Raw genomic sequence first — 26,011 nt, forward strand, 5'->3', positions numbered from 1 at the left:
GTCAGAACGGGTAGCTGGCGCCCGCGCCGGCATACCAGGCGCGTCCCGGCGCGGCTTCGTAGTAGCGCTGGTTGCCATCGCCGACAATCACCGAGCCGACGTACTGACGGTCCAGCAGGTTGTCCAGACGCAGAATCTGGTGCAGGGTCCAGGGGCCGGCCTTCTGCTCGAAACGGGCGCGCCAATTGAATACGGCATAGCTCGGCGCCGCTTTCTCGGTGTTGCTGTCTTCCACGTACACCTTGCTGCGATAGAGGCTTTCGATGGCGGTGCTGATGCCGTCGTAGGGTTGCCAGTTCAGCTCGGCGAACAGGGTGGTGCGCGGCACGCCGGGCAGGTCGTTGCCCTTGTCGATGGTTCTCGCACTGCTGCCGCTGCCACTGATAAAACCTGAGTCGTACTGCGCGGCCAGGTAGGTGTAGGCGAGATTGGCCGACCACTGCTCGCTGAGCTGGCTTTCCACGCCCAGCTCGAAACCACGGCGTTGGGTGCGGCCGGCATTCTGGTAGCTGGTGCGGCCGTTCTGATTGGCGAAGACGACGATCTCGTCGTCGGTGTCGATCTGGAACACCGCTGCATTGATCCGTGTGCCCGCGCCGATCAGGGTTTTCAGGCCGACTTCATACTGCGTGCTGGTCGACGGGTCGAGGTTGTAGTTAACGCCTGCGGCATCCGGCGCATAGGCCAGCTCGCCCTGGGTTGGTGTCTCGAAACCTTTGCCAACGCTGACATAACCGTTCAGCTCCGGCGTGAAGGCATAGCCCAGGTTGAGCACCGGGCTGGCCTGTTGATAGCGGCGGTTGCCGCTGTCGTCACCATTGCTCAGGTAGTGGTCGTCGACATCGATTTCCACCGTGCTGTAGCGCAAGCCGCCTTGCAGGCTCCAGTCGCCGACCTTCCAGGTTGCCTGGGCGTAAGGATCGAGGCTGGTGGCGGTGTCGATTTCGTCGCGGCGCAGTTCGCCTTTGACGCCAAGCTGATCGCCGACGAAGTTCTGATAGCCCTGGCGGTCATCCTGGCTTTGGTCGTAGTCCAGGCCGAATACCAGTTCTACATCGCCGACCGGTTGCAGCCAGCGCAGGCTGCCGCCGTGGAAGTCGCGGTCGAAGTCCACCACGCCACCGCCATTGTTGTTGGCCGGTACACCTTTGGGGATCGACAGGTACTGAATCACGCTGCGCTGACCGGCATAGGCGGTCACTTGCAAGGTGGCGTCGCCCAAGTAGCGTTCGTAATTGGCGCCCAGTTGCTGGTGATCGATGCTTTTGCGCGTGTTGTAGATCAGCGCGTTGCTGGCCACCGAGCGCGGATCGGCTTTATACGCCGCCCAGGTCTGACCCAGCGGATCCTGCGTGCCGTTCTGTTCCAAGCCGCTGTAGATCAATGCCAGCTTGCTGTCGTCATCGGGTTTCAGGTTGAGCTTGGCAAAGGTCTGGTCGCGGCGCGCGCTGCTGTGGTCGCGGTAACCGTCGGTATCCATGCGCGAGGCATCGAGCAGGAAGCCGGCGTTTTCGTTGGCACCTTCTGCCGTCAGGTGATTCTTGCTCATGCCATCGCTGCCGATGATGGTTTGCGCGCCGACACTCGGCGGCCCCTCGCCGTCGCGCGAGAACAGTTGGATCACGCCGCCGGCGTTGCTGCCATACAGCGTCGAGGCCGGGCCGCGCAGCACTTCGATACGCTCGGCGGTATCCAGGTTGAAGGTGGCCGCCTGGCCCTGGCCATCGGCGGTGCTGGCCGGGATGCCATCGGCAATCAGCTTCAAACCGCGCACACCGAACGCCGCGCGGGCGCCGAAACCGCGGGAGGAAATCTGCAGGTCCTGGGCATAGTTCTGGCGGTTCTGCACCACCAGGCCGGGCACCCGGGCGAGCACCTCGGAGGCGTTTATGCCAAGTTGGCCGTCGCTGATTTGCTGACGATCTACGCTATCCACTGAAAACGGCAGGTCGAAGCTGGCGCTGGATTGGCGCGTACCTGTGACCACCATGGGATCGAGCAGCAGCGAGGTTTCGCTCGCGAAGGCGGAATTGGCCAGGGCCAGAACCAGCAGCGCGAGATATTGAGCGTGGAAATAAAAGCGAGGAGATTCATTCATCGTCGGCGTTATACAGGTTCGAAGTGGGTTGGCGTCCGCTAGGTGGCCATAGTGGGCGATTATCGACCGTAAAGTCATCTGGCGCCGGGGCGCTCCATTGCTGGGTTTGCTGCAGTCGGCGGATGTTGTCCGGGCAATCGCCCTATCTCCCGCAAGGTGTAACGAATTGCGATGAAGGTCAGAATCCGCCCCTTCGAAGGCGGGTGCTCAGTGACGACGATAGCGTGGTGCACAATGCGCCTGCTGTCGGCGTCTAACACGGTGGCGCCGGCGGCATTGGTAGAGGGATGAAAAACGCATGAACGACAAGGTGCTGAATAGTGGGGGCGCTAGCCACTGGGTTCTGGTGGGGGTCGGGGCAATCATCGCCCTGGTTGGGCTTTTTCTTGCCGGCGGCGGTGCCTATCTCGCCTCGCTGGGCGGTAGCTGGTATTTCCTGCTGGCCGGGTTGGCAGTGCTGCTTTCTGGCGCGCTGATAGCCAAACGCAAGCCTGCCGGTGCCTGGATCTATGGCCTGACTTTGCTGCTCTCGGCGGTCTGGGCTGTGTGGGACACCGGCCTGGAGTTCTGGCCGCTGGTCTCGCGCCTGTTCGCCTTGGGCGTCATCGGTCTTATCGTTGCGCTGCTTTATCCGGCGCTGGGACGTGCTTCCGGCGCTAGCGCCGGTCGTGGCGGCTATGCCCTGAGCGGCTTGCTGCTGGTGGCGCTGGTGGCGACGGCGGCGTATGCCTTTGTCCTCGTGCCGGTGCTGCCTGCCGCCACCCTGGCTCAGGTAACGCCGGTCGCCAAGGGGCATGAGCAAAAGGATTGGCGCCACTGGGGGAATACCACCGGCGGTGATCGCTTTGCGGCGCTCGATCAGATCAACAAGGATAACGTCGACAAACTGCAGGTGGCCTGGACCTTTCGTACCGGCGATCTGCCGCAGAGCACCGGTTCCGGTGCCGAGGACCAGAACACCCCGCTGCAGGTCGGCGACACGCTTTATCACTGCACGGCCTATGGCAAGGTGTTTGCGCTGGACGCGGACAGCGGCACCGAGCGCTGGCGCTTCGACCCGAAGGGCTCCGCACCGAACTGGCAGCGCTGCCGTGGCCTGGGTTATTACGAAGAGGCGACGGCTGTGCCCAGCGAGGCGGAGGCAGCGCCGACAGCCTGCGCCAAGCGCATCTTCCTGCCGACCATCGATGCCCGTCTGATCGCGCTCAACGCCGAAACCGGCGAGCCCTGCGCGGATTTTGGCGACAACGGCACGGTCGATTTGAAAGTCGACATGGGTGAAGTCAAGGACGGCTACTACCAGCAGACCTCGACCCCGCTGATCGCCGGCAACCTGGTGGTGGTCGGTGGCCGCGTCGCCGACAACTTCGCCGTCGACGAGCCGCCAGGTGTGGTGCGCGCTTTCGATGTGCACAGCGGCGAGCTGGTCTGGGCCTGGGACCCGGGTAATCCGCAAACGACCAAACGTCCGCCAGAAGGGCAGACCTACACCCGGGGTACGCCGAACGTGTGGTCGGCGATGGCCTACGACGAGCCGCTGGGTTTGATCTACCTGCCGACGGGCAACGCCACGCCGGATTTCTGGGCGGGTCAGCGTACCGAGCTCGACGACAAATACAGCTCCTCAGTGGTTGCCGTGGAGGCGAAGACCGGTCAGGTGCGCTGGCACTTCCAGATGACCCACCACGACCTGTGGGACTTCGATATTCCTGCACAACCGTTGCTTTACGATATCCCCGATGGCAAAGGCGGCACGCTGCCGGCCCTGGCGCAGGTGACCAAGCAGGGCGAGATTTTCCTGCTCAATCGCGAAACCGGCACGCCCATCGCCGAAGTCGAAGAACGCCCCGTGCCGCAGGGCAATGTGCCCGGCGAACGTTATTCGCCGACCCAACCGTTCTCGGTGGGCATGCCGTCGATTGGCAACCAGCGACTGAGCGAGTCGGACATGTGGGGCGCCACGCTGTTCGACCAGATGCTTTGCCGCATCCAGTTCAAGAGCATGCGCCACGAGGGCGTCTACACACCGCCAGGTCTCGACCATGCATTGCAATTCCCTGGCTCCCTGGGCGGGATGAACTGGGGCAGCGTGTCGGTCGACCCGACGACTGACTACATGTTCGTCAATGACATGCGCTTGGGGTTGGCCAACTACATGATCCCGCGTGACCAGATCGCACCCGGTGCCAGTGGTATCGAAATGGGTGTGGTGCCGCAGGCCGGCACGCCGTTCGGCGCGATGCGTCAGCGCTTTCTTTCCGTGGTCGGTATTCCGTGTCAGAAACCGCCGTTCGGCACCCTGTCGGCCATCGACCTGAAAACCCGCAAGCTGGTCTGGCAAGTGCCGGTCGGCACCGTGCAGGACACCGGTCCGCTGGGCATCAAAATGCACCTGCCGATCCCGATTGGCATGCCGACCCTGGGCGCCTCGATGGCCACTCAGTCCGGCCTGCTGTTCTTCGCCGGTACTCAGGACTTCTACCTGCGGGCCTTCGACAGTGGCACGGGCCTGGAAGTCTGGAAGGCGCGGCTGCCCGTGGGCAGCCAGTCCGGACCGATGACCTATGTGTCGCCGAAGACCGGCAAGCAATACGTGGTGGTGAGTGCCGGCGGTGCCCGTCAGTCGCCAGAGCGTGGTGATTACGTGATCGCCTACGCCTTGCCGAAACAATGATGCCTGGCGCCGGGCACCGTCGTGTCCGGCGCCTGTTTGCTGGGCTCTGCATTCCGCGCGCAGGGTTTTGGCCGCAACGTGCTGCAGTTCAGGGGCTCGCTTGCGCCGGATTACCTTCGACTCGACGCAGCGGCTATAATCCCTCGCTTTGTTAGGCGCCCTCGGCCAGTGGCCGGTTTCGCCTCCCATTCCCTCGGTGGTTATGTAGCTACCCGCAGTTTCAAGAGGCTTTCCCGTGGCACTGACGATTCTCGGCCTTTCCGGCGCCCTCAGCCATGATCCTTCCGCCGCCCTGTACATCGACGGCAAGTTGATCGCGGCCGCCGAAGAAGAGCGTTTTGTGCGCGACAAGCACGCCAAGAACCGCATGCCCTACGAGTCGGCCAAGTTCTGCCTGGAACAGGCCGGGATCAAACCGTCCGATGTCGATGTGGTGGCGATTCCGTTCGCGCCGATCAGCCTGTTCGGCAAGGCTCGCTGGCACTACGCCAAACGCTACTGGTACGCCCCGGATCGCGCCCTCGATGCACTGCTGATGGGCAATCGCCGCTACAAGCGCTACCGCAACAAGATCGTCTGGTGCCTCCAGCAGCTGGGTTTCGATCCGAAGAAAATCAAGATCGAGCCGGTCGAACATCACCTGGCCCACGCGTCCAGCGCCTACCACTGCTCGGGGTTCACCGAGAAAACCGCGATCATGGGCATCGACGGCAAGGGCGAGTACGCCACGACCTTCTTCGGCTACGGCGAGAACGGCAAGATCCACAAGATCAAGGAGTTCTTCGATCCGGACTCGCTCGGCGGCCTGTACGGCGCGATCACCGAGTTCCTCGGTTTTGAAATGCTCGACGGCGAGTTCAAGGTCATGGGCATGGCACCCTATGGCGATGCCAGCAAGTACGATTTCTCGCGTCTGGCCACGTTCGAGAATGGCGAGCTGATCATCAATACCGAGTACGCCAACGTCATTGGCCTGCGCCGCCATAAAGAGAGCGGTAAGGGCTTCTACTTCTCGCCCAAGCTGATCGAGTGGCTGGGGCCCAAGCGTGAAGGCGATATCGCCGACGATCCGTACATCCACTACGCCGCCAGCATGCAAGCGCTGTTCGAGAAGCTGGCGCTGCAGATGATGGATCATTACCTCGGCGATATCCTCAAGGAAACCGGCAAGATCGCCTTCGCCGGCGGCTGCGCGCTGAACGTCAAGCTGAACCAGAGAATCATCGCCCGCCCGGAAGTCAAAGAGCTGTTCGTGCAGCCGGCTTCCGGCGACGCCGGCACCGCGGTCGGCGCTGCCGCCTACATCTCGCACAAGCGCGGCGTCCCGGTGGAGAAGATGGAGCACGTCTATCTCGGCCCTTCCTACTCCAACGAAGACGTCATCGCCGCCTGCGCCAAGCACCCGAATACGCCCAAGTGGCAGCAGATCGACAACATGCCGCAGCGCATCGCCGAGATCATGGTCGCCGGCAACCCGGTGGCCTGGTTCCAGGGTCGCATGGAGTTCGGCCCGCGCGCCCTGGGTGGCCGTTCGATCATTGGTTGCCCGAGCATCCCCGGGGTGGCCAACCGGATCAACGAGCAGATCAAGTTCCGCGAGCGCTGGCGGCCCTTCTGCCCGTCGATGCTGGATACCGTCGGCCCGCAGATGCTCAAGGTCGACCACCCGTCGCCGTTCATGACCTTCACCTTCGAAGTCAATGAGGAGTGGAAGACCCGCGTCAGCGAAGTGGTGCACGAAGATGGCACCTCGCGGGCGCAGGTGCTCAAGCGCGAGTACAACCCGCGTTACTACGACATGATGCTCGAACTGGAGAAGCTGACGGGCAACGGCGTGTCGCTGAACACTTCGCTGAACCGCCGTGGCGAGCCGATGATCTGCTCGCCGACGGACGCGCTGAACATGTTCTTCGGCTCGGACCTGCAGTACCTGATCATGGAAGACATCCTCGTCGTCAAGGACGGTGCGGACCGGTATGAGCATGTTGGCTAAGCCGCTGCTTAGCATCGTTATTCCCACCTACAACTATGCCGGGGTTCTGCCGCGTGCCGTCGAGTCGGTGCTCGCGCAGGCGGGGGATGAGGTGGAATTGTGGGTGGTCGACGATGGCTCGACTGACGATACCCCCGCAGCCTTCGCCGCGCTGAGCGAGCGGTATGGTGCGCGTTTCCAGGGCGTACGCCAGGAAAATGCCGGCCCTTCGGCGGCCCGTAACCATGGTGTGCGCCTCTGTAGTGGGCACTACGTGTTGCTGCTGGACGCCGATGATGAGCTGCTGCCGGCTGTGCTGCCGGCCCTCTGTGCGCGCCTGCGGCAGGATCTGGATGTCGGTCTCTGGCTGGCCGGCCATGTGGCGCAGCAGCCGGATGGTCGCGAGCGCGAGCACCCGGCCGCGCAGGTACCGGATGATCCGGTGCAGCGGCTGCGTGCCTACCTGCTCGGCAAGAAGATCGGGCTCGGCCATGGCTCCTGTGTGTTCCGCCGGGATCTGTTGGTTCAGCGGCCCTACCCTGAACATTTGCGCCACAGCGAGGACATCCCGGTCTTTGCCTTCACCTTGACCCACGCCCGGGCCGAAAGGCTGGACATGCTGCTGGCGCGCATCCACAAACATCCGGGCAGCCTGCGCCACAATGCCGAGGCGGCACGCAAGGTGGATTTGAGCCTGGTGGATGAAGTGTTCGACCGCCTGCCAGTCGCCTGCCAGCCGCTCAAGCGCCAATACCGTGCCCAGCGTTGCCTGTCGTTGTTCCGCACCTGTCTGCTGGCCGGGGATTATGCCGGCGCCAGGCATTATTACCGCGAGGCACTGCGGGCGGACCACCGGGTATTGTTCAACTGGTCCTATACGCGCAAGGCTTTGCGGCTCTGGCTGCGGTCTTGATTGAGCTGGGTGACTGCTCGGCTCGTTGTTTCATCTCTACGCTGACCTTCCTATAGGTTGCGATTTTTACCCTTGGGAGAGGTCATGCAAGGAATCGCTCTTCAATTGAAACGTTTGTCGGCGCCGCAGTGGGCTTTCCTGGGCAGCCTGTTGCTCTCCTGGGTCGCGGTGGCCAATTCAGGCACCGTCGCCAAGGATGCGGCCTTCTACTTGGCGCTGGCGCAGCACTTTATCGAACACGGTCTGGCCGACACCCTCTCACGGTTCGATTGGCCCTGGTTCTCCATTTTGCTGGGCGCCATACACGCCTTTACGGGTCTCCCGCTGGAGACAGCAGCCTATCTGTGGTGCGCGTTCTTCATGGCCGGAACCTGTGCGCTGCTGGTCGACGGTATTTCCCGACGCCTTCCCGGCAGTGGTTACTGGGCTTGTCTGGTGGTATTGGCCATGCCCGCCTTCAATGAGTTCCGCGGCGATATTCTGCGCGAATTCGGCTTCTGGTTTTTCTGCATCTTGGCGCTCTGGCTTGCTTTGCGTTGGGAAGAACGAGGTGGCTGGGCACACGCGACCCTTATCCAGCTATCGGTGCTGCTGGCTGCGCTGTTTCGCCTGGAAGCGGTATTGCTGATTCCGGCACTGGTGTTCTGGCAGGCGAGCGGTTTGACTACTCGGGCAGGCTGGGGGCGGATGGCGCAACTGGTCGCGCTGCCGTTGCTGGTTGCCGTGCTGGCGGGCGGGCTGCTGTTGAGCTTTGATCAATGGCCGCTCGGGCGCATTGGGCAATACCTGAATCTAATCGATCCACGCTCGCTGTTCGCCACCTTCAGCTCGGTATCGGAGCGTTTCGGCGCGACCCTGCTGCGGAAATACTCGGCGGACGATGCCGGAAAAATTTTGTTCTTCGGTTTTCTGGCGACGCTGCTGCTGATGTTCGTGAAGCTGCTCGGGCCGTTCAGCGTGCCCTTCCTCTTCCGTGAAGGCTGGGCGGCGATCCGTACCTACCTCAAGTCCTTCCGCGTGTTCGCCTGGGCCTGGCTCTGCTACTTCGCGGTGCTGATGTTCTTCTACATTCAGCAGCAGTTCATCAACGCCCGCTACACCAGCTTTCTCGACCTGTTGGCGGTGCCCCTGGTTGTAATCGCTCTGGTCGCGCTTGCCCGCCGTTTCCCCAGAGGGATACGGGGTCTGGTGGTGGTGGCGCTGCTGGTCATGCTCGCCAACGTGATTTCCTTGTCGGCGAAGAAAGTCCACTACATCGAGGCGGGGCACTGGCTGGCGCAGCATGTCCAACCAACCGAGGCGATCTATTACGATGACCCGCGCATCCGCTATTACGCTGGCTGGGGCTATCAACCTCCGACGCTGACGCGTGAAGAGGCAATGAGCGATGCTCGTGTCAACGGCTATCGTTACTACCTGATCGAGGTCAAGGCCGACGAGCCATGGCTGCAGCAATGGTTGCAACGGCATCACCGACAGATTTTGGCCGAGTTCGCCAATGCCAAGGGCGCAACCGTGTTGGTAATCGGTGAGTGACTCCAGGGGCGGGTCGGTGCAGGGGCGGCAAGCCCTGGCGGAGTACTTCAGCTCGGATGCAGGCGCTCGATGTTCTGCGCCAAGCGCAGAGCATGGCGTTTGCCACTGCTCTGCGCATAGCCCTTGAGCAGCGCCGTGCGATGCGGCCCAGTCAGCCACTGCACATCTTCCTCGTAGCGCAGGATGTGCAGCAGGTTGCGCTGGCGCTTCCAGGGGGCGAGGGGGCGGTTTGCGATCTTCATGTCCGACAGGTCTATCAGACCGAACTGGCCCTCGGGGAGCAGCAGTACGTTGCCCAGATGCAGGGAACGGAAATAGATGCCTTGCTGATGCAGTTGGCCGAGGAAGAGTCCGAAGCGTTCGACCTCGGTTTCGCGTTGTGCCGGCTCCAGCGTGCGCCAATGGTTGCGCAGCGTCAGGCCGGGTAGTGGCTGGTAGCGCACGCCGTTCAGCCGGCGGCTGGGAACCCGAAAAGTTTCGATGATGGCTGGCGCCGCAATGCCGAGCCGGAGAAGGCGTCTTGCATTGTCGGCGAAGCGCTGCGCCGGAGGTGACCAGAGCGCTGAGGAAAGCAGACGCTTGCGGCGGAACAGCTTGAGGAAGTCGCCGTTGCCGAGGCGTGCGACCTTCAGGCCATAACCATCCTCTTCAATGGTTTGCGCGTCTTTCAACAGTGCGTTGAGTTCTGTCTCGTCAAACGGTCTCATCGGCGGACTCTTGGCATGGGTTGGGGGCGTGGCGCTGGCTGCACGTCCGGATGGCTCCGTTACGCTCCTTGCTGGGCGGGCATCTTAATGCATACGCCGGCAAGAGGCAGCCGCCGCTGTGCTAAGCTCTTGGACCTTTTTGCCCAAGCCCAAGCGTGAGCGCATGACCGACCAGCACCCAAGTACTTCCCAGACCTCGAGCCTGAAGATCTACCTGCGTCTGTTGGGTTATGTCCGGCCCTATGCCGGCATGTTCCTGATCAGTATTCTCGGTTATATCATCTTCGCCTCGACCCAGCCGATGCTGGCGGGAATCCTCAAGTATTTCGTCGATGGCCTGTCCAATCCCAGTGCGGTGCTGTTCCCGAATCTGCCGCTGCTGCGCGATTTGCCGATGCTGCAGATGGTGCCGCTGCTCATCGTGTTGATCGCGGTTTGGCAGGGGCTCGGCTCCTACCTCGGCAACTACTTTCTGGCCAAGGTCTCGCTCGGCCTGGTGCACGATATGCGCATCGCGCTGTTCAACAGCCTGCTGGTGCTGCCCAATCGCTATTTCGACAATCACAACTCCGGGCACCTGATTTCCCGTATCACTTTCAACGTCACCATGGTCACCGGCGCGGCAACCGATGCGATCAAGGTGGTGATCCGCGAGGGGTTGACGGTGATTTTCCTGTTCGCCTACCTGCTGTGGATGAACTGGAAGCTGACCTTGGTGATGCTCGCCATCCTGCCGGTGATTGCGCTGATGGTGGGCAGCGCCAGCAAGAAGTTTCGCAAGCAGAGCAAGAAGATCCAGGTGGCCATGGGTGATGTCACCCATGTCGCGTCTGAAACCATCCAGGGCTATCGGGTGGTGCGCAGCTTTGGCGGCGAGCCTTATGAGGCCAAGCGTTTTGCCTTGGCCAGCGCGGACAATACCGAAAAGCAATTGCGCATGACCAAGACCGGTGCGGTCTATACGCCGATGCTGCAGCTGGTGATTTACATTGCCATGGCGGTGTTGCTGTTCCTCGTACTGCTCTTGCGTGGCGATGCCACGGCGGGCGATCTGGTGGCTTACATCACGGCTGCGGGTCTGTTGCCCAAGCCGATTCGTCAGCTTTCCGAAGTCAGTTCGACGATCCAGAAAGGCGTGGCCGGCGCCGAAAGCATTTTCGAACAACTCGACGAAGTCCCCGAGGTCGATCATGGCAGCGTCGAGCGAGAGCAGGTCAGCGGGCGTCTGGAGGTGCGTAACCTGAGCTTCCAGTACCCGGGCAGCGAGAAGCCGGTGCTCCACGACATCAGTTTCAGTGCCGAGCCCGGGCAGATGATCGCTCTGGTCGGTCGCTCCGGCAGCGGCAAGTCGACCTTGGCCAGCTTGATTCCGCGTTTCTATCACCATGAGCAGGGGCAAATCCTGCTCGACGGTATCGACGTAGAAGACTACAAACTGCGCAACCTGCGCCGGCATATCGCGCTGGTTACCCAGCAAGTCACCCTGTTCAACGACAGTGTGGCCAACAACATCGCCTACGGTGACCTGGCCGGCGCTCCGCGCGAGGCGATCGAGCAGGCCGTCGAAGCCGCCTATGCCAAGGAATTCATCGACAAACTGCCGCAGGGCCTGGATACCGAGGTCGGCGAGAACGGCGTGCTGCTCTCGGGCGGGCAGCGCCAGCGGCTGGCGATTGCCCGGGCTTTGTTGAAGGATGCGCCGATTCTGGTGCTGGATGAGGCGACTTCGGCCCTCGACACCGAGTCCGAGCGGCATATCCAGGCGGCTCTGGATCGGGTCATGAAGGGGCGGACCACGCTGGTCATCGCGCACCGCCTGTCGACCATCGAAAAAGCCGACCTGATTCTGGTGATGGACCAGGGGCAGATCGTCGAGCGTGGCACCCATGCCAACCTGCTGGCGCAGAACGGTTTTTATGCGCGCCTGCACGCCATGGGGCTGGATGAAGGCGCGCCGGTGGGGATCGCCTGATAAACTACCTGCCCGCCACTTGAGGCTCCGGAGATCCCCATGAAGTTGTCCATGCCCCGTTTCGACCAGGCCCCCGTATTGGTGGTCGGTGATGTGATGCTCGACCGTTATTGGCATGGCGGCACCTCGCGGATTTCTCCGGAGGCGCCGGTGCCGGTGGTCAAGGTCGAGCAGATCGAGGATCGTCCGGGCGGTGCCGCCAACGTGGCGTTGAACATCGCCGCGCTCGGTGCGCCGGCGCGTCTGGTCGGGGTGACGGGGGAGGACGAGGCGGCTGACAGCCTGGCCGAGCGACTGAGCGCGGCCGGCGTGGATGCGCACTTTCAGCGCATCGCCACGCAACCGACCATCGTCAAGCTGCGGGTCATGAGCCGGCATCAGCAGCTGCTGCGGATGGACTTCGAAGAGCTGTTCGCCACGGACACGGTCGCACTGACGGCCATGGTCGAAAGCCTGCTGGAAGGCGTTAAGGTGCTGGTGCTGTCGGACTACGGCAAGGGCGCCCTGCAGAATCACCAGGAACTGATCCAGGCCGCCCGCAGTCGCAATATTCCGGTGCTGGCCGACCCCAAGGGCAAGGATTTCGCCATCTACCGTGGCGCAAGCCTGATCACCCCCAATTTGAACGAATTCGAAACCATCGTCGGCCGCTGTGCCGATGAGGCTGAGCTGGTGGCCAAGGGCGCCGAGCTGATGCGCGAGCTTGAGCTCGGCGCGTTGCTGGTGACCCGTGGCGAGCACGGCATGACCCTGCTGCGTCCCGGGCATCCGGCACTGCACCTGCCGGCGCGGGCGCGGGAAGTGTTCGATGTCACCGGTGCCGGTGATACGGTGATTTCCACCCTGGCGGCGTCCATCGCCGCGGGCGAAGAACTGCCGCAGGCCGTGGCCCTGGCCAACCTGGCTGCCGGCATCGTGGTCGGCAAGCTCGGTACGGCGGCCATCAGCGCCCCCGAACTGCGCCGTGCGGTGCAGCGCGAGCAGGGTTCCGAACGCGGTGTGCTGAGCCTCGAGCAACTGCTGACCAGCATTGAAGATGCCCGGGCCCACGGTGAGAAGATCGTCTTCACCAACGGCTGCTTCGACATCCTGCATGCCGGTCATGTGACCTATTTGGAACAGGCCCGGGCCCAGGGCGATCGCCTGGTGCTGGCGGTCAATGACGATGCCTCGGTCGCTCGCTTGAAAGGCCCTGGCCGGCCGATCAACTCGGTCGACCGGCGTATGGCGGTGCTGGCCGGCCTGGGCGCGGTGGACTGGGTGGTGAGCTTCGGCGAGGACACCCCGGAAAACCTGCTGCGCGCGGTCAAGCCCGACGTGCTGGTCAAGGGCGGTGACTATGGCATCGAACAGGTGGTCGGCGCCGATATCGTCACCGCCTACGGCGGCGAAGTGCGGGTGCTCGGTCTGGTGGAAAACAGCTCGACCACGGCCATCGTCGAGAAGATCCGTAGGGCGGATTAGCCGCAGGGCGGCGTAATCCGCCGCCCGTCCCATCGGGCGCCCGCATGGCGTCAGGCGCTGCATCTTAGTGTTGCCGGCAATGCTGCGGTAGGTTACGCCGCCGAGCGGCTAACCCACCCTGCGATTACGACTGGCTGACTTGCCAGTCGCTGCCGGCGGGGCGGTCATAGCCGCTAGCGGTTCCCGCGCGCATGCTCTGGGCATCTTCATCCTGAATGGAAAGATGCCCATGAACGCCGATGTCCAAGGCCGCGCCCTGGCCCTTCTGAATCGCATGGCCCAGGCCGATTGGCCGGATCGCCTGAAGCTGCGCAAGCCTTTCGAGAAACTCATCTATCGCGGCAGTCGTGCCAGCTTTCGCCTGGCCGCCGCGCGTGCGTTGAAGAATGCTCGCGATCCGCGCCCGGTCGACCCCGATGCGCTGTTCGATCTGTCGTTGTCCGACGAACAACACATGCTGGTGCAGATGCTGGAAAGCTTTGCCAGTGAAGTGCTGCGCCCGGCGGCCCATGACGCCGACGCCAACGCGGCGCTGTCCGCCGAGTTGCTCAACCAGGCGCATGAGCTGGGCCTGACCCACTATGGCGTTGGCGCAGTGCATGGCGGCATGGTCGGCGAGCGCACCACGGTCAGCAATGCGCTGATCGCCGAGGCGCTGGCCAGGGGCGACCTGTCCCTGGCGGCGGCTCTGCTGGTACCGCTGTCCGCCGCCAACTGCATCCGTCGCTGGGGCTCGCCCGAGCAGCAGGCGCGCTGGTTGCCGGCGTTCGTCGGCGAGGATGCGGCGCCGCTCATGGCGCTTGCGGTAAATGAGCCGAGCGCGCTGTTCGACCCGCTGCGTCTGAACACGCGGGCCAAGCGCAAGGGCAAGCACTATCGCCTGTCCGGGGAGAAGTGCCTGGTGCTGCGCGGGCTGGATGCCAGCCAGCTGATCGTTGCCGCGCAGGCCGAGGACGGTCCCGCCTTGTTCATCGTCGAAGCTGGCGCCAAGGGGTTGTTGCGGCAGCCGCAGCCCGCCATGGGGCTGAAGGCCGGCGCCACTGCACGGCTTGAGTTGAAGAACGTCAAAGTCGCGCTGGAACAGCGGCTGGCGGCCGAGCATTTCGATTACCAGAGTTTCCTCGACCACGCCGTCCTGGGCTGGTGCGCTCTGGCCGTGGGCACGGCGCAGGCGGCGCTGGATTATGTGGTCGGCTACTGCAACGAGCGGTTGGCCTTTGGCGAGCCGATCAGCCATCGCCAGGGCGTGGCCTTCATGGTCGCGGATATCGCCGTCGAACTGGATGCCATGCGCCTGATGGTCTGGCGTGCCTGCGCCCGCGCCGAGCAGGGCCTGTCCTTTCATCGCGAAGCCTACCTGGCGCGGCTGTTGTGCGCCGAGAAGGCGATGAAGATCGGCACCGATGCCGTGCAACTGCTCGGCGGCCATGGTTTTACCAAAGAGCATCCAGCCGAGCGCTGGTACCGCGATTTACGCGCCGTGGGCCTGATGGCCGGCGGCCTGCAGCTTTAAGGGGACGATACGGATGAACCTGGAAACCCCGAAGAAATTCACCGGCCTGGTCACGCAGGCGCATCAGGTGGCGGCCCATTATTTCCGGCCGATCTCGCGCAAGTATGACAAGGCCGAGCATGCCTACCCGAAAGAGCTGGATCTGCTCGCGGCGCTGCTCGATGGCATGAACGCCGGCTCGCCGGATGCAATCGGCGCGACCTCGGCGAGCAAGCGCGGCGCGGCGGCGTCGCTGGAAAGCGGGATCAGGAACGGTGGCAACCTCTCGGCTTGCCTGGGGGTGATCGAGTTGTGCTGGGGCGATGTCGGCCTGCTGCTGGCCATGCCGCGCCAGGGCCTGGGCAATGCGGCGATCGCCGCGGTGGCCAATGACGAGCAGCTCGCCCGCTTCGGCGGCACCTGGGCGGCAATGGCCATCACCGAGCCGGGCTGTGGCTCCGACTCGGCGGCGATCCGTACCACGGCGCGCAAGGAGGGCGAGCACTACGTCCTCAACGGCGAGAAGATTTTCGTCACCTCGGGCGAGCGCGCCGATGCGGTGGTGGTCTGGGCAACCCTGGACAAAGGCCTGGGGCGCGCGGCGATCAAGTCCTTCGTGGTCGAGCATGATACGCCTGGGATGACGGTGACCCGGCTGGAGAAGAAGCTCGGGATCAAGGCTTCCGACACCGCCTCGATCAGTTTCAGCGACTGCCGCGTGCCGGCCGCCAACTTGCTGGGCAACCCGGAAATCGATGTGCAGAAAGGCTTTGCCGGGGTCATGGAAACCTTCGACAACACCCGCCCGCTGGTGGCCGGGATGGCGGTCGGGGTGGCCAAGGCGGCACTGGACCGCACCCGTGAGCTGCTGAGCAAAGCCTGCACGTTGGATTACAGCAAGCCGCTGTTCCATGCCAGTCATGCCGAAGCGACGCTCTATCGCTTGGAGGCCGAGTGGGAAGCCGCACGCCTGCTGACCTTGAAGGCGGCGTGGATGGCCGATAACAAACTGCCCAACTCGAAAGAGGCGTCGATTGCCAAAGCCAAGGCCGGCCGGGTGGCCAATGAAGTTACGCTCAAGTGCGTGGAGTTGGCCGGCGCCCTGGGGTATGCCGAGGACGAACTGCTGGAGAAGTGGGCGCGGGACTCGAAGATCCTTGACATCTTCGAGGGCACCCAGCAGATCCAGCTGCTGATCGTCGCCCGGCGCCTGCTGGGTAAAAGCTCCAGCGAACTGAAATAGCGGGCTTCGCTCACCGGCAAGCCACACAGCCAGACGCTGCCTGGCTGTGTGGGAGCTATGGCGACTTTGCGCGCTATAGGGTGTTGAAAACAGGCTCAGAGCGCTCATTACAGCCGGCGAATTGTACTTCTGTGCCTGGTTTTGCCTTGCCGGATCTTCGCTCGTTACGTTTCAGCACAGCCTGCGACGGGGGCCTTTTTGCGGCCGGTTGAGTGAGGTGCTGTTGCGTCAGCCAGTCCTTCCAGCGAATCCGCTCCTCGCGCACCAGCCAGCCTTCTTGCGGTGCGAAGCTTTCCGCCAGCCAGCAGCCGCGGCTGCTGGCGGGGTGCAGGATGCCCTGTTTCAGGGTCAGCAGCCTGGCGCAGGGCCGGCCGTGCTCCAGCGGAATCAGGTACAGGTCCTGGCGGCGACGATTGAGGCGGGCGACCAGTTGCCCGTTTTCCAGGCACTCGTCGACATGGAACAGGCTGAGCTGCCTGGTCTCTTTCGGCAGTTCCAGGCGCAGGTCGTAGACCAGCTGCAGGGACGCAGTAGGCAGATGGACATAGGCCCGTGGCCGTTCGAGCAGGGTCATGTTGCCGCAGCGTACCGGGCGGGCGGCGCCGGACAGCGGGCCGAGGCTGAAGCTGGTGGCCTCGCGGTAGCGTAGCGGACCCTGATAGGGGGTTGGCAGCCAGGTGTCGCCAAAGCGTCCGCCGAGCCAGCCTTCCGGCGTTTCCAGCAGGCATTCTTCGGCGACTTCCTGAATCGCGGTGAGCAAGGGCAGGTTCAGCTCATGGCCCGGCACGTAGCCGGAGATCAGTTTCAGCACCACGTCGCCGCGATCCTGGCGCCGCTGCCGCACCAGCACCCAGTAATCGCGGCCTTGCCAGCTGAGGGTCAGGCGCACGGAAACCCCGAGGTTGGCCAACTCCGCGCTGAAGCACTCGCTGTTGCCGATGCTCAGCGGCTGGCGGCGTTCGAGCACCTGGCAGAAATTCAGCGGCCGGCCGAGGCCCTGGTAGCTCAGGCTGCTGGCCGTGGCGTCGACGGCCAGTGCCTGGGTCTGGAAGTTGCTCGGGTCCTTGCGGGTGAGGATGCGCGGCATCTCGGCTCCTTCTTGCGTCGGGGTCGGCCGCGGCTGCGACGTTAGGGCAGTGCTCGAATCACGCTGGCGGCGGTCGAGACATTATGGGTCAGATGCAGCGGGTTGATGGTCCCGACTATCGCACAGCTGACCGCGGGGTGGGCGAAGATCAGCTCGAAGCTGGCGCGCACCGGGTCGACGTCGGGCAGCAGGCAAAGGTGGCCGCTGGCCAGGGCCTTTTTCAGCAGGATGCCTTTGCCATGGCTGGCGGCGTAATCCAGCACCGGGCGCTCGCTTTGTTCGTTGAGGTTGTAGGTGACCATCGCGCAGTCGCCCTGTTCCAGCGCCAGCAGGCCGCCTTCGACGGTTTTGCCGGAGAGGCCGAAGCCGCGGATCTTGCCTTCGCGTTTCAACTCGGCGAGCGTCTCGTACGCGCCGCCGTCACGCAGCAGCGTCAGGTCGTTGCCATCCGAGTGCACCAGCACCAGGTCGATGATCTCGGTTTGCAGGCGCGTCAGGCTGCGTTCGACGGAGAAACGCGTGTGTTCGGCGGAGAAGTCGAAGTGCGACAGGCCGTTCTCGAACTCTTCACCGACCTTGCTGACGATCACCCAATCCTCGCGCTGCCCGCGTAGCAGGGGGCCGAGACGTTCTTCGCTGTTGCCATAGGCCGGCGCGGTGTCGATCAGGTTGATGCCCAGCTCGCGCGCCAGGTTCAGCAGTTGCCGGGCGGCGAAGTCATCGGGGATGGTAAAGCCATTGGGGTACTTCACCCCCTGATCGCGGCCGAGCTTGACCGTGCCCAGGCCGAGCGGCGAGACCAGCAGGCCGGTGCTACCCAGCGGGCGGTGCAGGTCGTGCAGGCTGTTCATGGCAGTAGGGCCTCCCAGACCGCGGGTGCGATTGGCGGGCGCGGCAATGCTGGCAGCGCCGCGTGCTCGCCGGGCTGGATGCCGTCGCGGGCCAGCGCGGCCAGTACCCGGTCGGCGAAGTCCGGTGCCAGCGCCAGCTTGGTCGGCCAGCCGATCAGCAGGATGTCCTGTTCGGCGAGGAAGGCATTGTCCGGGCGCACCAGCCCGGATTGCGCCGGTTCGGCGCGGTCGACCCGCAGGGTGGCCCAGCGCGCCTGGCTGAAGTCGACCCAGGGCAGCAGATTGCCCAGTTCCTTTTGTGCCGCGGCGATCTGTGCGCCTTCATTGCGGGCCACGCCGTCGGCTTCGGCCAGGTCGCCACCCAGGTACCAGACCCACTGGCCATCGGCCGCCGGGTGGCTGGTAACGGTGATGCGCGGTTTCGGCCCGCCGCCGAGGCAGTGGGCGTACAGCGGTTTCAGGCTCGGCGCCTTGACCAGCACCATGTGCAGCGGGCGGCGTTGCATGGCCGGGTGCGCCAGGCCGAGGGCGCCGAGCAGGGCGGCATTGCCGGCGCCGGCGCTGAGCACGATGCGTTTTGCGCGGATCTCGCGACCGTCGACTTTCAGGCCGACCAGCGCGCCATTGTCGTGCAGCGGCGCAACCTGCTCGGCGCCCAGCAGGCTGTCGGCGGTCAGTTCGGCCAGCCGCGCGATCAGGCTCGGCACGTCGAGTACCAGCTCGCTCAGGCGATAGACCTTGCCCTTGAATTGCGGGTGTTGCAGGGCGGCCGGAAGGTCGGCGCCCTTGACCTGATCGACGCGGGTGCGCACCGCTTTGCTGGCGAAGAAGCTGGTCAGGTTGCCGGCGAGGGTGCCGGGCGACCACAGGTAATGCGCGTCGGAGAGCAGGCGCACGCCGGTCAGGTCCACTTCGCCGCTACCGGCCAGGGCTTCGCGCCAACGCCGCGGCATGTCGGCGATGGCCTCCGAGGCGCCGGTCAACGCGCCATGCAGGGCGTATTTGGCACCGCCATGGATGATCCCTTGCGACTTGACGCTTTGCCCGCCGCCGAGGCTGGCGGTTTCCACCAGCAGGGTGGCGAAGCCTTGGCGGCGTAGCCGGGCGTTGAGCCAGAGGCCGGCGATGCCGCCGCCGACAATCAGCACGTCAGTGGAAAGGGCCTGGGACATGGAGCGAGCTGCCTTGGTCGGAAAACTGGCCGGCAGTATAACCCGTGGTCGGGCCTAGCTATGTAAGGTGAGCTTTTCGTAGGCGCGGGCCATGCCCGCGAAGGCCTTTTCACGCATCGCGGGCATGGCCCGCGCCTACGGATACCGTATTGGTGAGCGATCGACTAGTGGCCGGTACTGGCGGAAAACAATTGGATCACCACCACGCCGACGACGATCAGGGCCATGCCGAGGATGGCCGGCAGGTCGAGCTTCTGCCCGTAGATGAATACCGCGGCGATGCTCACCAGCACGATACCCAGCCCGGCCCAGACGGCGTAGGCCACGCCCACCGGAATGGTGCGCACGACGATGGTCAGCATCCAAAAGGCGATGGCATAGCCGGCGATCACCAGCAGCAGCGGCAGCGGTTTGTTCAGGCCGTCGATGGCTTTCATCGAGGTGGTTGCCACCACTTCGGCGGCGATGGCGATACCCAGGTAGAGATAGCCGGACATGGTCGTGCTCCTTAAGTGATGACGGGGATTCTAAGCTGTTGGGCGATGGGATAAAGTCATTGCCTATCAGGTTAAAAGATGGGTTGCCGGCCATGCAGTGGAATCTGGATCAGCTCCGGTTGTTTGTCAGCGTCGCCGAGCGGCAGTCGTTCTCGGCCGTGGCGCGGCAGTTGAACCGCGCGCAATCGGCGGTCAGCAGTGCGATTGCGTTGCTCGAGGCGGACTTGGGCATGCTGCTGTTCGAACGCAGCAGCGGTCGCCAGCCGCGCTTGACCGAAGCCGGTGTGGCGTTGCTTGAGGATGCGCGGGAAATTCTGCGCCAGTGCGAGCGGCTCGAAGGCCGGGCCCTGGGGCTGGTGCGCGGTGAAGAGGCGCGCTTGCGGCTGGCCCAGGACGAAGCCATGCCCTATCAGCCGGTGCTCGACAGCCTGGAGGCGCTGGCCCGGCAGTTTCCGTTGCTGGAGGTGCAACTGGCCAGCGGCGCCCAGGGCGATGTGGCGCGCAAACTGCTAGAACGACGCGCCGACCTTGGCCTGCTGTTTCACCATGAGCGCATGCCCGAAGCGCTGGAGCGGCAGCGGCTCGGCACCATCGAGATGGTCACCGTCTGTGGCGCCGGCCACCCGTTGGCGGGTTCGAGCTACGTGGATCGCCATGCCCTGGCGCGGCATCGGCAATTGCTGATGGCGCCGCAGGACAGCCACTATCCCGGTGGTGAACAGATCAGCCCGGCGGTGTGGCGTACCGACAGCTTCTACGTCATGGCCGAACTGTTGATGCGCAACCTCGGTTGGGCCTGGCTGCCGCGTCATGTGGTGCAGTATCCGACCTACCAGAATCAGCTGGTCGAGTTGCACAGCGACTGGACGCCGCCGCCTTTGGTGGTGGAACTGGTCTGTCGCCGGGACGAGGCGCTTGGCCCGGCGGCGCGCTGGCTGGCCGAGTGTTTTGCCAAGCACCTGCAGGCGATTGGTTGAGCCGAATGCACCCGGTCTGTGCGCACATGGAGTCTTCACCTCCCCGGCGAACCAAGTAAACTCCGCCCCCATGAATCGAAGCCTCTATACCGCCCTGTTTCATCTCGGCCTGCCGCTGATCGGCGTGCGCCTGGCGTTGCGTGCGCGCAGCGCGCCGGCCTATGCCAAACGCATCGGTGAGCGTTTTGCCTGCAATCTGCCGCCATTCAAAACGGGCGGGATCTGGGTGCATGCGGTGTCGGTGGGCGAGAGTATTGCCGCCGCGCCGATGATCCGCGAATTGCTGCGGCGCTATCCGCAGCTGCCGATCACTGTGACCTGTATGACGCCGACCGGCTCCGAGCGGATTCGTGCGCTGTTCCCGGAGAAAGAGTTTGGCGAGCGGGTGCAGCATTGCTACCTGCCCTATGACTTGCCGTGGGCGGCCGCGCGGTTCCTCGATCGGCTGCAGCCGAAGCTGGCGGTGATCATGGAAACCGAGCTGTGGCCCAACCACATTCGGCAGTGCGCGCTGCGCGAGATCCCCGTGGTAGTGGCCAACGCACGGTTGTCCGAGCGCTCGGCCCGTGGCTATGCGCGCTTTGCCGGGCTGACGGCGCCGATGTTGGCGCAGCTGAGTTGGCTGGCGGTGCAGACCGAGGCCGAGGCCGAGCGCTTCCGGGCGTTGGGTGCGCGCGCGGAGTGCGTGACGGTGACCGGTTCGATCAAATTCGACCTGACTATCGACCCCGAGCTGTTGCAGCGCGCCGCGGCGTTGCGCGCGGACTGGCAGGCCACGACGCGGCCGGTGTGGATCGCCGCCAGCACCCATGCCGGTGAGGACGAACTGGTGCTCGCCGCGCATCGACAGTTGCTGCAGAACGACCCTGACGCGCTGCTGATTCTGGTGCCGCGCCATCCCGAGCGTTTCGACAGCGTGTTCGAACTGTGCAGGAAAACCGGGCTGAGCACCGTGCGCCGTTCCAGCGCGGCGCCGGTGACGGCTGAAACCGCCGTACTGCTGGGCGACAGCATGGGCGAGCTGCTGTTCCTCTATGCCTTGGCCGATGTGGCCCTGGTCGGTGGCAGCCTGGTGGCCAATGGTGGGCATAACCTGCTGGAGCCGGCGGCCCTGGGCAAGCCGGTACTGGCTGGGCCGCACCTGTTCAACTTCCTTGAGATCGCCGCGCAATTGCGTGAGGCCGGTGCGTTGCGCGAGGTGGCCGACGCCGAACAGCTGGCCCGGCAGGTTGCCACGCTGTGGCACGACCGGCAGGCGGCCGCCGGCATGCGCGCCGCCGGCTTGGCGGTGCTGGAGCGTAACCAGGGCGCGCTGGCGCGTTTGCTCGATGGCCTGGGGCGTCTGCTCGCCAGCGCTGCTGCGTCGTAGGTTGGGCTGAGCTCAGCGAAGCCCGGCAGCGGTAGGGCTCAGGAGCACAGCGGTATGCAATTGCAGGCGCTGGACTGTTCGCTGCGCTCCTGAGTCCACCCTGCGCCGGGCTTTTGCGCCGCGCTGACTCAGTATTCCGGGTTGGAGCGCAGGTTGGTCTCGGCGGCCTTGGCCAGGTCCGGCGGCAGGAAGTCCTTGTCCGGGTTGTAATCGGCCTTGAGGAAGCGTGCCAGGGCTTCCAGGTCCGCCGGGCTGAGGGTGCCGGCGGCTTGTTTCAGGCGCAGGTTGTCGAGGATGTAGTCATACCGCGCGTCGTTGTAGTTGCGCACCGAACTGTACAGCTGGCGCTGGGCGTCGAGCACGTCGACGATATTGCGCGTGCCGACCTGGTAACCGATTTCCGTGGCTTCCAGGGCGCTCTGGTTGGAGATGATCGACTGCTTGCGCGCCTGCACGGTTTCCACGTCGGTATTCACGGCACGGTGCAGGTTGCGGGTGTTCTCGACGACCTGCCGGCGCAGGCTTTCGCGCTGTTGCTCGGTCTGGTTCAGGCGCTGATAGGACTCGCGCACCTGGGAGCTGGTCAGCCCGCCGCTGTAGATCGGGATGTTCAACTGCAGGCCGATGCTGCGTTGCTCCACGTCGCCACCGAAGGGTTCTTGTCCAGGCTGCGCCGTGCCGGTGTTGCTGAAGCCGAGGCTGTCGTTGTCGCCGCGCTGGTATTGCGCGACCGCATCCAGGGTCGGCGCATGGCCGGCCTTGCGCTGGCGCAGGGTCTCTTCGGCGGCATCGACCGCATAGTTGCTGGCCTGCAGGTTGAGGTTCTGCTGCGCCGCGGTATCGACCCAGGCTTTGGCATCATTCGGCGTCGGCGCCAGCACTGGCAGGGTGTGCTTGATCCCTTCAACGGCGTTGTAGTCGCGGTTGGTCAGAGTGATCAGGGCCTGGAAGGCATCGTCCACCGCGCGCTGCGCGAGAATCCGGTTGGCCCGGGCGGTGTCGTAACCGGCTTGGGCTTCGAGCACATCGGTCTTGTCCGAGAGGCCGACATCGAAGCGCTCGTTGGCTTGGTCCTGTTGGCGCTTGAAGGCCGCTTCCTCGGCTTTGGTCGAGGCCAGGGTGTCCTGCGCGCGCAGCACCGCGAAGTAGGTTTCGGCGCTTTGCAGGATCAGATCCTGCTCTACAGCCGACAATTCCAGCGCCGCTTGCTCGTTGGTCGCTTCAGCCGCTTGCAGCTGGAACCAGCGATCGGCGCGGAAAATTGGCTGGCTCAAAGTCGCTTGATACACCGTACCGCTGCGGTCGGCGGTGCTGGCCGGTTGATCCAGCTCGGTACGGGTACTGCTCAGGTCGGCACCGGCAGACAGGTTGGGCAGCAGGCCGGAACGGGCTTGCGGTACCACTTCCTTGCGTGCCTGGTAATCGGCGCGGGCGGCCGCCAGATCGGCGTTATTGTTCACGGCCTCCTGATAGACGCTGACCAGGTCAGTCTTGGCTGACAGGGGTGCTTCCTCTGCCTGGACCAGTCCACTGGAAGCGGCGGCCACAGCGAGTGCCAGTGAGAGTCTGCGCAGCATGTTAATCATCCTAATGATTTGGCCCCTGTTGGATGGTGATGGGGCGGTGTTGGGCAAGGCTAAGCGGCGCCGTCAAGGGGGTCAAGCGCGCAGATAGCGGCGTGAGTGTAGTTTGCAACAAGCTATGTTGCTTCGCGGGAACAATCGGGCGCGCCGTTGTGGCGGGCGTCACTTTCCGACGGGCTGGTCAGGTTTTTTGACTGCCGGGTTGGTTTTCTCTGTCCACCTTGATTAGACTGGCCGCGTTCTTGTCGGGGTGCCTTGCGTTGAGGCTGAGATCGGATAAATCCGGATCCCGTTGAACCTGATCAGGTTAGCGCCTGCGTAGGGAACAAGATTTCTCGTCACCCGGCGAGTCCTCTTGTGCTCCGTCCGGGATTGCTGTTCACGAAATGAGCAGCTGTTCGAGGTTGAGCACAGCACCAGTCCTGGTGCGTCCGTGCCTTTCAGGTTCACTCCGACATACCACTGTCTGGAGAGCCCGTGATGAGTACAAAACTAAAAAACGCCACAAACCTCAGTGACTCGGCCAAGGTCGATCAGCAATCGGTTCAGCCCTTTACCCGCTCGCAAAAAATCTACGTCCAGGGGTCGCGCCCGGACATTCTCGTGCCGATGCGCGAAGTCAGCCTCGACGTCACCCCAACCGATTTCGGCGGCGAGGTCAACGCACCGGTGGTGGTCTATGACACCTCTGGCCCCTACACCGATCCGAACGTGATCATCGATGTGCGCAAAGGCCTGGGCGACGTGCGTTCGCCGTGGATCGAGTCCCGTGGCGACACCGAGCGCCTGCCCGGCCTGAGCTCGAACTTCGGCCAGGAACGTCTCGCCGATGCCGAGTTGACCAAGCTGCGTTTCGCTCACGTGAACAACCCGCGTCGGGCCAAGGCCGGCGCCAACGTCAGCCAGATGCACTACGCCCGTAAAGGCATCATCACCGCCGAGATGGAATACGTCGCCATCCGCGAAAACATGAAGCTCGAAGTAGCACGTGCGGCGGGCCTGCTGGATCAGCAGCACGCCGGCCACAGCTTCGGCGCCAGCGTGCCGAAAATCATCACCCCCGAATTCGTCCGTGAAGAGATCGCCCGCGGTCGCGCGATCATCCCGGCCAACATCAACCACACCGAACTGGAACCGATGATCATCGGCCGTAACTTCCTGGTGAAGATCAACGGCAATATCGGCAATTCGGCGCTAGGTTCGTCCATCGAAGAAGAAGTGGCGAAACTGACCTGGGGCATTCGCTGGGGGTCGGACACGGTCATGGACCTGTCCACCGGTAAGCACATCCATGAAACCCGCGAGTGGATCATCCGCAACTCGCCGGTGCCGATCGGTACCGTACCGATCTACCAGGCCCTGGAAAAAGTCGGCGGCGCGGCGGAAGAGCTGACCTGGGAGTTGTTCCGCGACACCCTGATCGAGCAGGCCGAGCAGGGCGTGGACTACTTCACCATCCACGCCGGTGTGCTGCTGCGTTACGTGCCGCTGACCGCCAAGCGCGTCACCGGCATCGTCTCCCGTGGCGGTTCGATCATGGCCAAGTGGTGCCTGGCGCACCACAAAGAGAACTTCCTCTACACCCATTTCGAAGACATCTGCGAAATCATGAAGGCCTACGACGTCAGCTTCTCGCTGGGCGATGGCCTGCGTCCGGGCTCGATTGCCGATGCCAACGACGAAGCGCAGTTCGGTGAGCTGGAGACTCTCGGCGAGCTGACCAAGATCGCCTGGAAGCATGATGTGCAGACCATGATCGAAGGCCCTGGCCACGTGCCGATGCAGCTGATCAAGGAGAACATGGACAAGCAGCTGGAGTGCTGTGACGAGGCCCCGTTCTACACCCTCGGCCCGCTGACCACTGACATCGCGCCGGGTTACGACCACATCACCTCGGGCATCGGCGCGGCGATGATCGGCTGGTTCGGTTGCGCCATGCTTTGCTACGTGACGCCCAAGGAGCACCTGGGGTTGCCGAACAAGGATGACGTCAAGACCGGGATCATCACCTACAAGATCGCCGCCCACGCCGCTGACCTGGCCAAGGGGCATCCGGGCGCGCAGATCCGCGACAACGCCTTGAGCAAGGCGCGCTTCGAGTTCCGCTGGGAAGACCAGTTCAACCTCGGCCTCGATCCGGACACCGCGCGCTCGTATCACGATGAAACCCTGCCGAAGGACTCGGCCAAGGTGGCGCACTTCTGTTCCATGTGCGGGCCGAAGTTCTGCTCGATGAAGATCACCCAGGAAGTCCGCGAGTACGCGGCCAACCAGCGGATTGAAACCGTCGATGTCGACGTGGCGCTCGGCCTGCGCGAGCAGGCCGAGCGCTTCAAGCAGGAAGGCAGCCAGTTGTACAAAAAGGTTTGATTTGAACCGGCGATCGTTCCCGTGCACCGATCGG

18 protein-coding genes and 1 riboswitch are annotated in these 26,011 nt (G+C 63.8%); of the genes, 11 read left to right on the top strand and 7 right to left on the bottom strand.

What is annotated here, in order from left to right; all coding sequences use genetic code 11:
- Nucleotide 1 precedes the first annotated feature (1 nt).
- Nucleotides 2–2,098 carry a TonB-dependent receptor family protein gene (locus tag AC3IYG_RS02465; RefSeq protein ID WP_489312139.1) on the bottom strand — a complete coding sequence of 699 codons (2,097 nt, stop codon included), beginning with the start codon at nucleotides 2,096–2,098 and terminating at the stop codon, nucleotides 2–4.
- A gap of 298 nt (nucleotides 2,099–2,396) precedes the next feature.
- On the opposite strand from AC3IYG_RS02465, the gene AC3IYG_RS02470 reads away from it, so the two are divergent.
- The 4 genes from AC3IYG_RS02470 to AC3IYG_RS02485 all read left to right on the top strand — a co-directional run bounded on the left by AC3IYG_RS02470 (nucleotide 2,397) and on the right by AC3IYG_RS02485 (nucleotide 9,193).
- Nucleotides 2,397–4,772 (top strand): glucose/quinate/shikimate family membrane-bound PQQ-dependent dehydrogenase, encoded by a 2,376-nt coding sequence (locus AC3IYG_RS02470; protein ID WP_489312140.1) that lies wholly within the window; start codon nucleotides 2,397–2,399, stop codon nucleotides 4,770–4,772.
- A 235-nt stretch (nucleotides 4,773–5,007) separates the two neighbouring features.
- On the top strand, nucleotides 5,008–6,765 hold the full coding sequence (locus AC3IYG_RS02475) for a carbamoyltransferase family protein (protein ID WP_489312141.1): 1,758 nt from the start codon (nucleotides 5,008–5,010) through the stop codon (nucleotides 6,763–6,765).
- Complete coding sequence (locus tag AC3IYG_RS02480) at nucleotides 6,749–7,657, top strand: glycosyltransferase family 2 protein (RefSeq protein WP_489312142.1); 909 nt, start codon at nucleotides 6,749–6,751, stop codon at nucleotides 7,655–7,657. The genes AC3IYG_RS02475 and AC3IYG_RS02480 overlap by 17 nt, the downstream gene beginning before the upstream one ends.
- Before the next feature lie 84 nt (nucleotides 7,658–7,741).
- Nucleotides 7,742–9,193 carry a hypothetical protein gene (locus tag AC3IYG_RS02485; RefSeq protein WP_489312143.1) on the top strand — a complete coding sequence of 484 codons (1,452 nt, stop codon included), beginning with the start codon at nucleotides 7,742–7,744 and terminating at the stop codon, nucleotides 9,191–9,193.
- A gap of 47 nt (nucleotides 9,194–9,240) precedes the next feature.
- On the opposite strand, the gene AC3IYG_RS02490 is transcribed toward AC3IYG_RS02485, so the two are convergent.
- Entirely contained in the window at nucleotides 9,241–9,900 is a 660-nt protein-coding gene (locus tag AC3IYG_RS02490; protein ID WP_489312144.1) for a lipopolysaccharide kinase InaA family protein, read from the bottom strand.
- A gap of 163 nt (nucleotides 9,901–10,063) precedes the next feature.
- Between AC3IYG_RS02490 and msbA the strand changes: the two genes are divergently transcribed.
- The 4 genes from msbA to AC3IYG_RS02510 all read left to right on the top strand — a co-directional run bounded on the left by msbA (nucleotide 10,064) and on the right by AC3IYG_RS02510 (nucleotide 16,071).
- On the top strand, nucleotides 10,064–11,872 hold the full coding sequence (msbA, locus tag AC3IYG_RS02495; RefSeq protein WP_489312145.1) for a lipid A export permease/ATP-binding protein MsbA: 1,809 nt from the start codon (nucleotides 10,064–10,066) through the stop codon (nucleotides 11,870–11,872).
- Nucleotides 11,873–11,911: 39 nt separating this feature from the next.
- A complete protein-coding gene (gene hldE / locus AC3IYG_RS02500) occupies nucleotides 11,912–13,336 on the top strand; it encodes a bifunctional D-glycero-beta-D-manno-heptose-7-phosphate kinase/D-glycero-beta-D-manno-heptose 1-phosphate adenylyltransferase HldE (protein ID WP_489312146.1) in 1,425 nt (474 codons plus the stop codon).
- Between the two features lie 223 nt (nucleotides 13,337–13,559).
- Nucleotides 13,560–14,849, top strand: coding sequence for an acyl-CoA dehydrogenase family protein (locus tag AC3IYG_RS02505; RefSeq protein ID WP_489312147.1), 1,290 nt, complete (start codon nucleotides 13,560–13,562; stop codon nucleotides 14,847–14,849).
- A gap of 13 nt (nucleotides 14,850–14,862) precedes the next feature.
- Entirely contained in the window at nucleotides 14,863–16,071 is a 1,209-nt protein-coding gene (locus AC3IYG_RS02510; protein WP_489312148.1) for an acyl-CoA dehydrogenase family protein, read from the top strand.
- A 73-nt stretch (nucleotides 16,072–16,144) separates the two neighbouring features.
- Here AC3IYG_RS02510 and AC3IYG_RS02515 read toward each other — a convergent pair whose 3' ends face one another.
- From AC3IYG_RS02515 to AC3IYG_RS02530, 4 genes are all read right to left on the bottom strand, one after another.
- On the bottom strand, nucleotides 16,145–17,158 hold the full coding sequence (locus AC3IYG_RS02515; RefSeq protein WP_489312149.1) for a metal ABC transporter ATPase: 1,014 nt from the start codon (nucleotides 17,156–17,158) through the stop codon (nucleotides 16,145–16,147).
- Nucleotides 17,159–17,199: 41 nt separating this feature from the next.
- Nucleotides 17,200–18,009, bottom strand: a complete 810-nt coding sequence (locus AC3IYG_RS02520; protein WP_489312150.1) for an aldo/keto reductase — start codon at nucleotides 18,007–18,009, stop codon at nucleotides 17,200–17,202.
- Nucleotides 18,006–19,181 (bottom strand): FAD-dependent oxidoreductase, encoded by a 1,176-nt coding sequence (locus AC3IYG_RS02525; protein WP_489312151.1) that lies wholly within the window; start codon nucleotides 19,179–19,181, stop codon nucleotides 18,006–18,008. Before AC3IYG_RS02525 ends, AC3IYG_RS02520 begins: the two co-directional genes overlap by 4 nt.
- Before the next feature lie 164 nt (nucleotides 19,182–19,345).
- On the bottom strand, nucleotides 19,346–19,678 hold the full coding sequence (locus tag AC3IYG_RS02530) for a DMT family transporter (RefSeq protein WP_489312152.1): 333 nt from the start codon (nucleotides 19,676–19,678) through the stop codon (nucleotides 19,346–19,348).
- A 92-nt stretch (nucleotides 19,679–19,770) separates the two neighbouring features.
- On the opposite strand from AC3IYG_RS02530, the gene AC3IYG_RS02535 reads away from it, so the two are divergent.
- On the top strand, nucleotides 19,771–20,655 hold the full coding sequence (locus AC3IYG_RS02535) for a LysR family transcriptional regulator (protein ID WP_489312153.1): 885 nt from the start codon (nucleotides 19,771–19,773) through the stop codon (nucleotides 20,653–20,655).
- Between the two features lie 70 nt (nucleotides 20,656–20,725).
- Nucleotides 20,726–22,024 carry a lipid IV(A) 3-deoxy-D-manno-octulosonic acid transferase gene (waaA, locus tag AC3IYG_RS02540; RefSeq protein ID WP_489312154.1) on the top strand — a complete coding sequence of 433 codons (1,299 nt, stop codon included), beginning with the start codon at nucleotides 20,726–20,728 and terminating at the stop codon, nucleotides 22,022–22,024.
- 128 nt (nucleotides 22,025–22,152) lie between these two features.
- Here waaA and AC3IYG_RS02545 read toward each other — a convergent pair whose 3' ends face one another.
- Nucleotides 22,153–23,601 carry a TolC family outer membrane protein gene (locus tag AC3IYG_RS02545; protein ID WP_489312155.1) on the bottom strand — a complete coding sequence of 483 codons (1,449 nt, stop codon included), beginning with the start codon at nucleotides 23,599–23,601 and terminating at the stop codon, nucleotides 22,153–22,155.
- Between the two features lie 242 nt (nucleotides 23,602–23,843).
- Nucleotides 23,844–23,949, top strand: a riboswitch (TPP riboswitch).
- Nucleotides 23,950–24,087: 138 nt separating this feature from the next.
- On the opposite strand from AC3IYG_RS02545, the gene thiC reads away from it, so the two are divergent.
- Entirely contained in the window at nucleotides 24,088–25,977 is a 1,890-nt protein-coding gene (gene thiC, locus AC3IYG_RS02550; protein WP_489312156.1) for a phosphomethylpyrimidine synthase ThiC, read from the top strand.
- Nucleotides 25,978–26,011: the final 34 nt, after the last annotated feature.

This window comes from Pseudomonas sp. KH_027 (genome assembly GCF_057838565.1).

Bases quoted from the DNA above. Each gene is read 5' to 3' on its own strand.
- AC3IYG_RS02465 (WP_489312139.1), bottom strand. From the start codon at position 2,098: ATGAATGAATCTCCTCGCTTTTATTTCCACGCTCAATATCTCGCGCTG.
- AC3IYG_RS02470 (WP_489312140.1), top strand. From the start codon at position 2,397: ATGAACGACAAGGTGCTGAATAGTGGGGGCGCTAGCCACTGGGTTCTG.
- AC3IYG_RS02480 (WP_489312142.1), top strand. From the start codon at position 6,749: ATGAGCATGTTGGCTAAGCCGCTGCTTAGCATCGTTATTCCCACCTAC.
- AC3IYG_RS02485 (WP_489312143.1), top strand. From the start codon at position 7,742: ATGCAAGGAATCGCTCTTCAATTGAAACGTTTGTCGGCGCCGCAGTGG.
- AC3IYG_RS02490 (WP_489312144.1), bottom strand. From the start codon at position 9,900: ATGAGACCGTTTGACGAGACAGAACTCAACGCACTGTTGAAAGACGCG.
- msbA (WP_489312145.1), top strand. From the start codon at position 10,064: ATGACCGACCAGCACCCAAGTACTTCCCAGACCTCGAGCCTGAAGATC.
- hldE (WP_489312146.1), top strand. From the start codon at position 11,912: ATGAAGTTGTCCATGCCCCGTTTCGACCAGGCCCCCGTATTGGTGGTC.
- AC3IYG_RS02505 (WP_489312147.1), top strand. From the start codon at position 13,560: ATGCCCATGAACGCCGATGTCCAAGGCCGCGCCCTGGCCCTTCTGAAT.
- AC3IYG_RS02510 (WP_489312148.1), top strand. From the start codon at position 14,863: ATGAACCTGGAAACCCCGAAGAAATTCACCGGCCTGGTCACGCAGGCG.
- AC3IYG_RS02515 (WP_489312149.1), bottom strand. From the start codon at position 17,158: ATGCCGCGCATCCTCACCCGCAAGGACCCGAGCAACTTCCAGACCCAG.
- AC3IYG_RS02520 (WP_489312150.1), bottom strand. From the start codon at position 18,009: ATGAACAGCCTGCACGACCTGCACCGCCCGCTGGGTAGCACCGGCCTG.
- AC3IYG_RS02525 (WP_489312151.1), bottom strand. From the start codon at position 19,181: ATGTCCCAGGCCCTTTCCACTGACGTGCTGATTGTCGGCGGCGGCATC.
- AC3IYG_RS02530 (WP_489312152.1), bottom strand. From the start codon at position 19,678: ATGTCCGGCTATCTCTACCTGGGTATCGCCATCGCCGCCGAAGTGGTG.
- AC3IYG_RS02535 (WP_489312153.1), top strand. From the start codon at position 19,771: ATGCAGTGGAATCTGGATCAGCTCCGGTTGTTTGTCAGCGTCGCCGAG.
- waaA (WP_489312154.1), top strand. From the start codon at position 20,726: ATGAATCGAAGCCTCTATACCGCCCTGTTTCATCTCGGCCTGCCGCTG.
- AC3IYG_RS02545 (WP_489312155.1), bottom strand. From the start codon at position 23,601: ATGCTGCGCAGACTCTCACTGGCACTCGCTGTGGCCGCCGCTTCCAGT.
- thiC (WP_489312156.1), top strand. From the start codon at position 24,088: ATGAGTACAAAACTAAAAAACGCCACAAACCTCAGTGACTCGGCCAAG.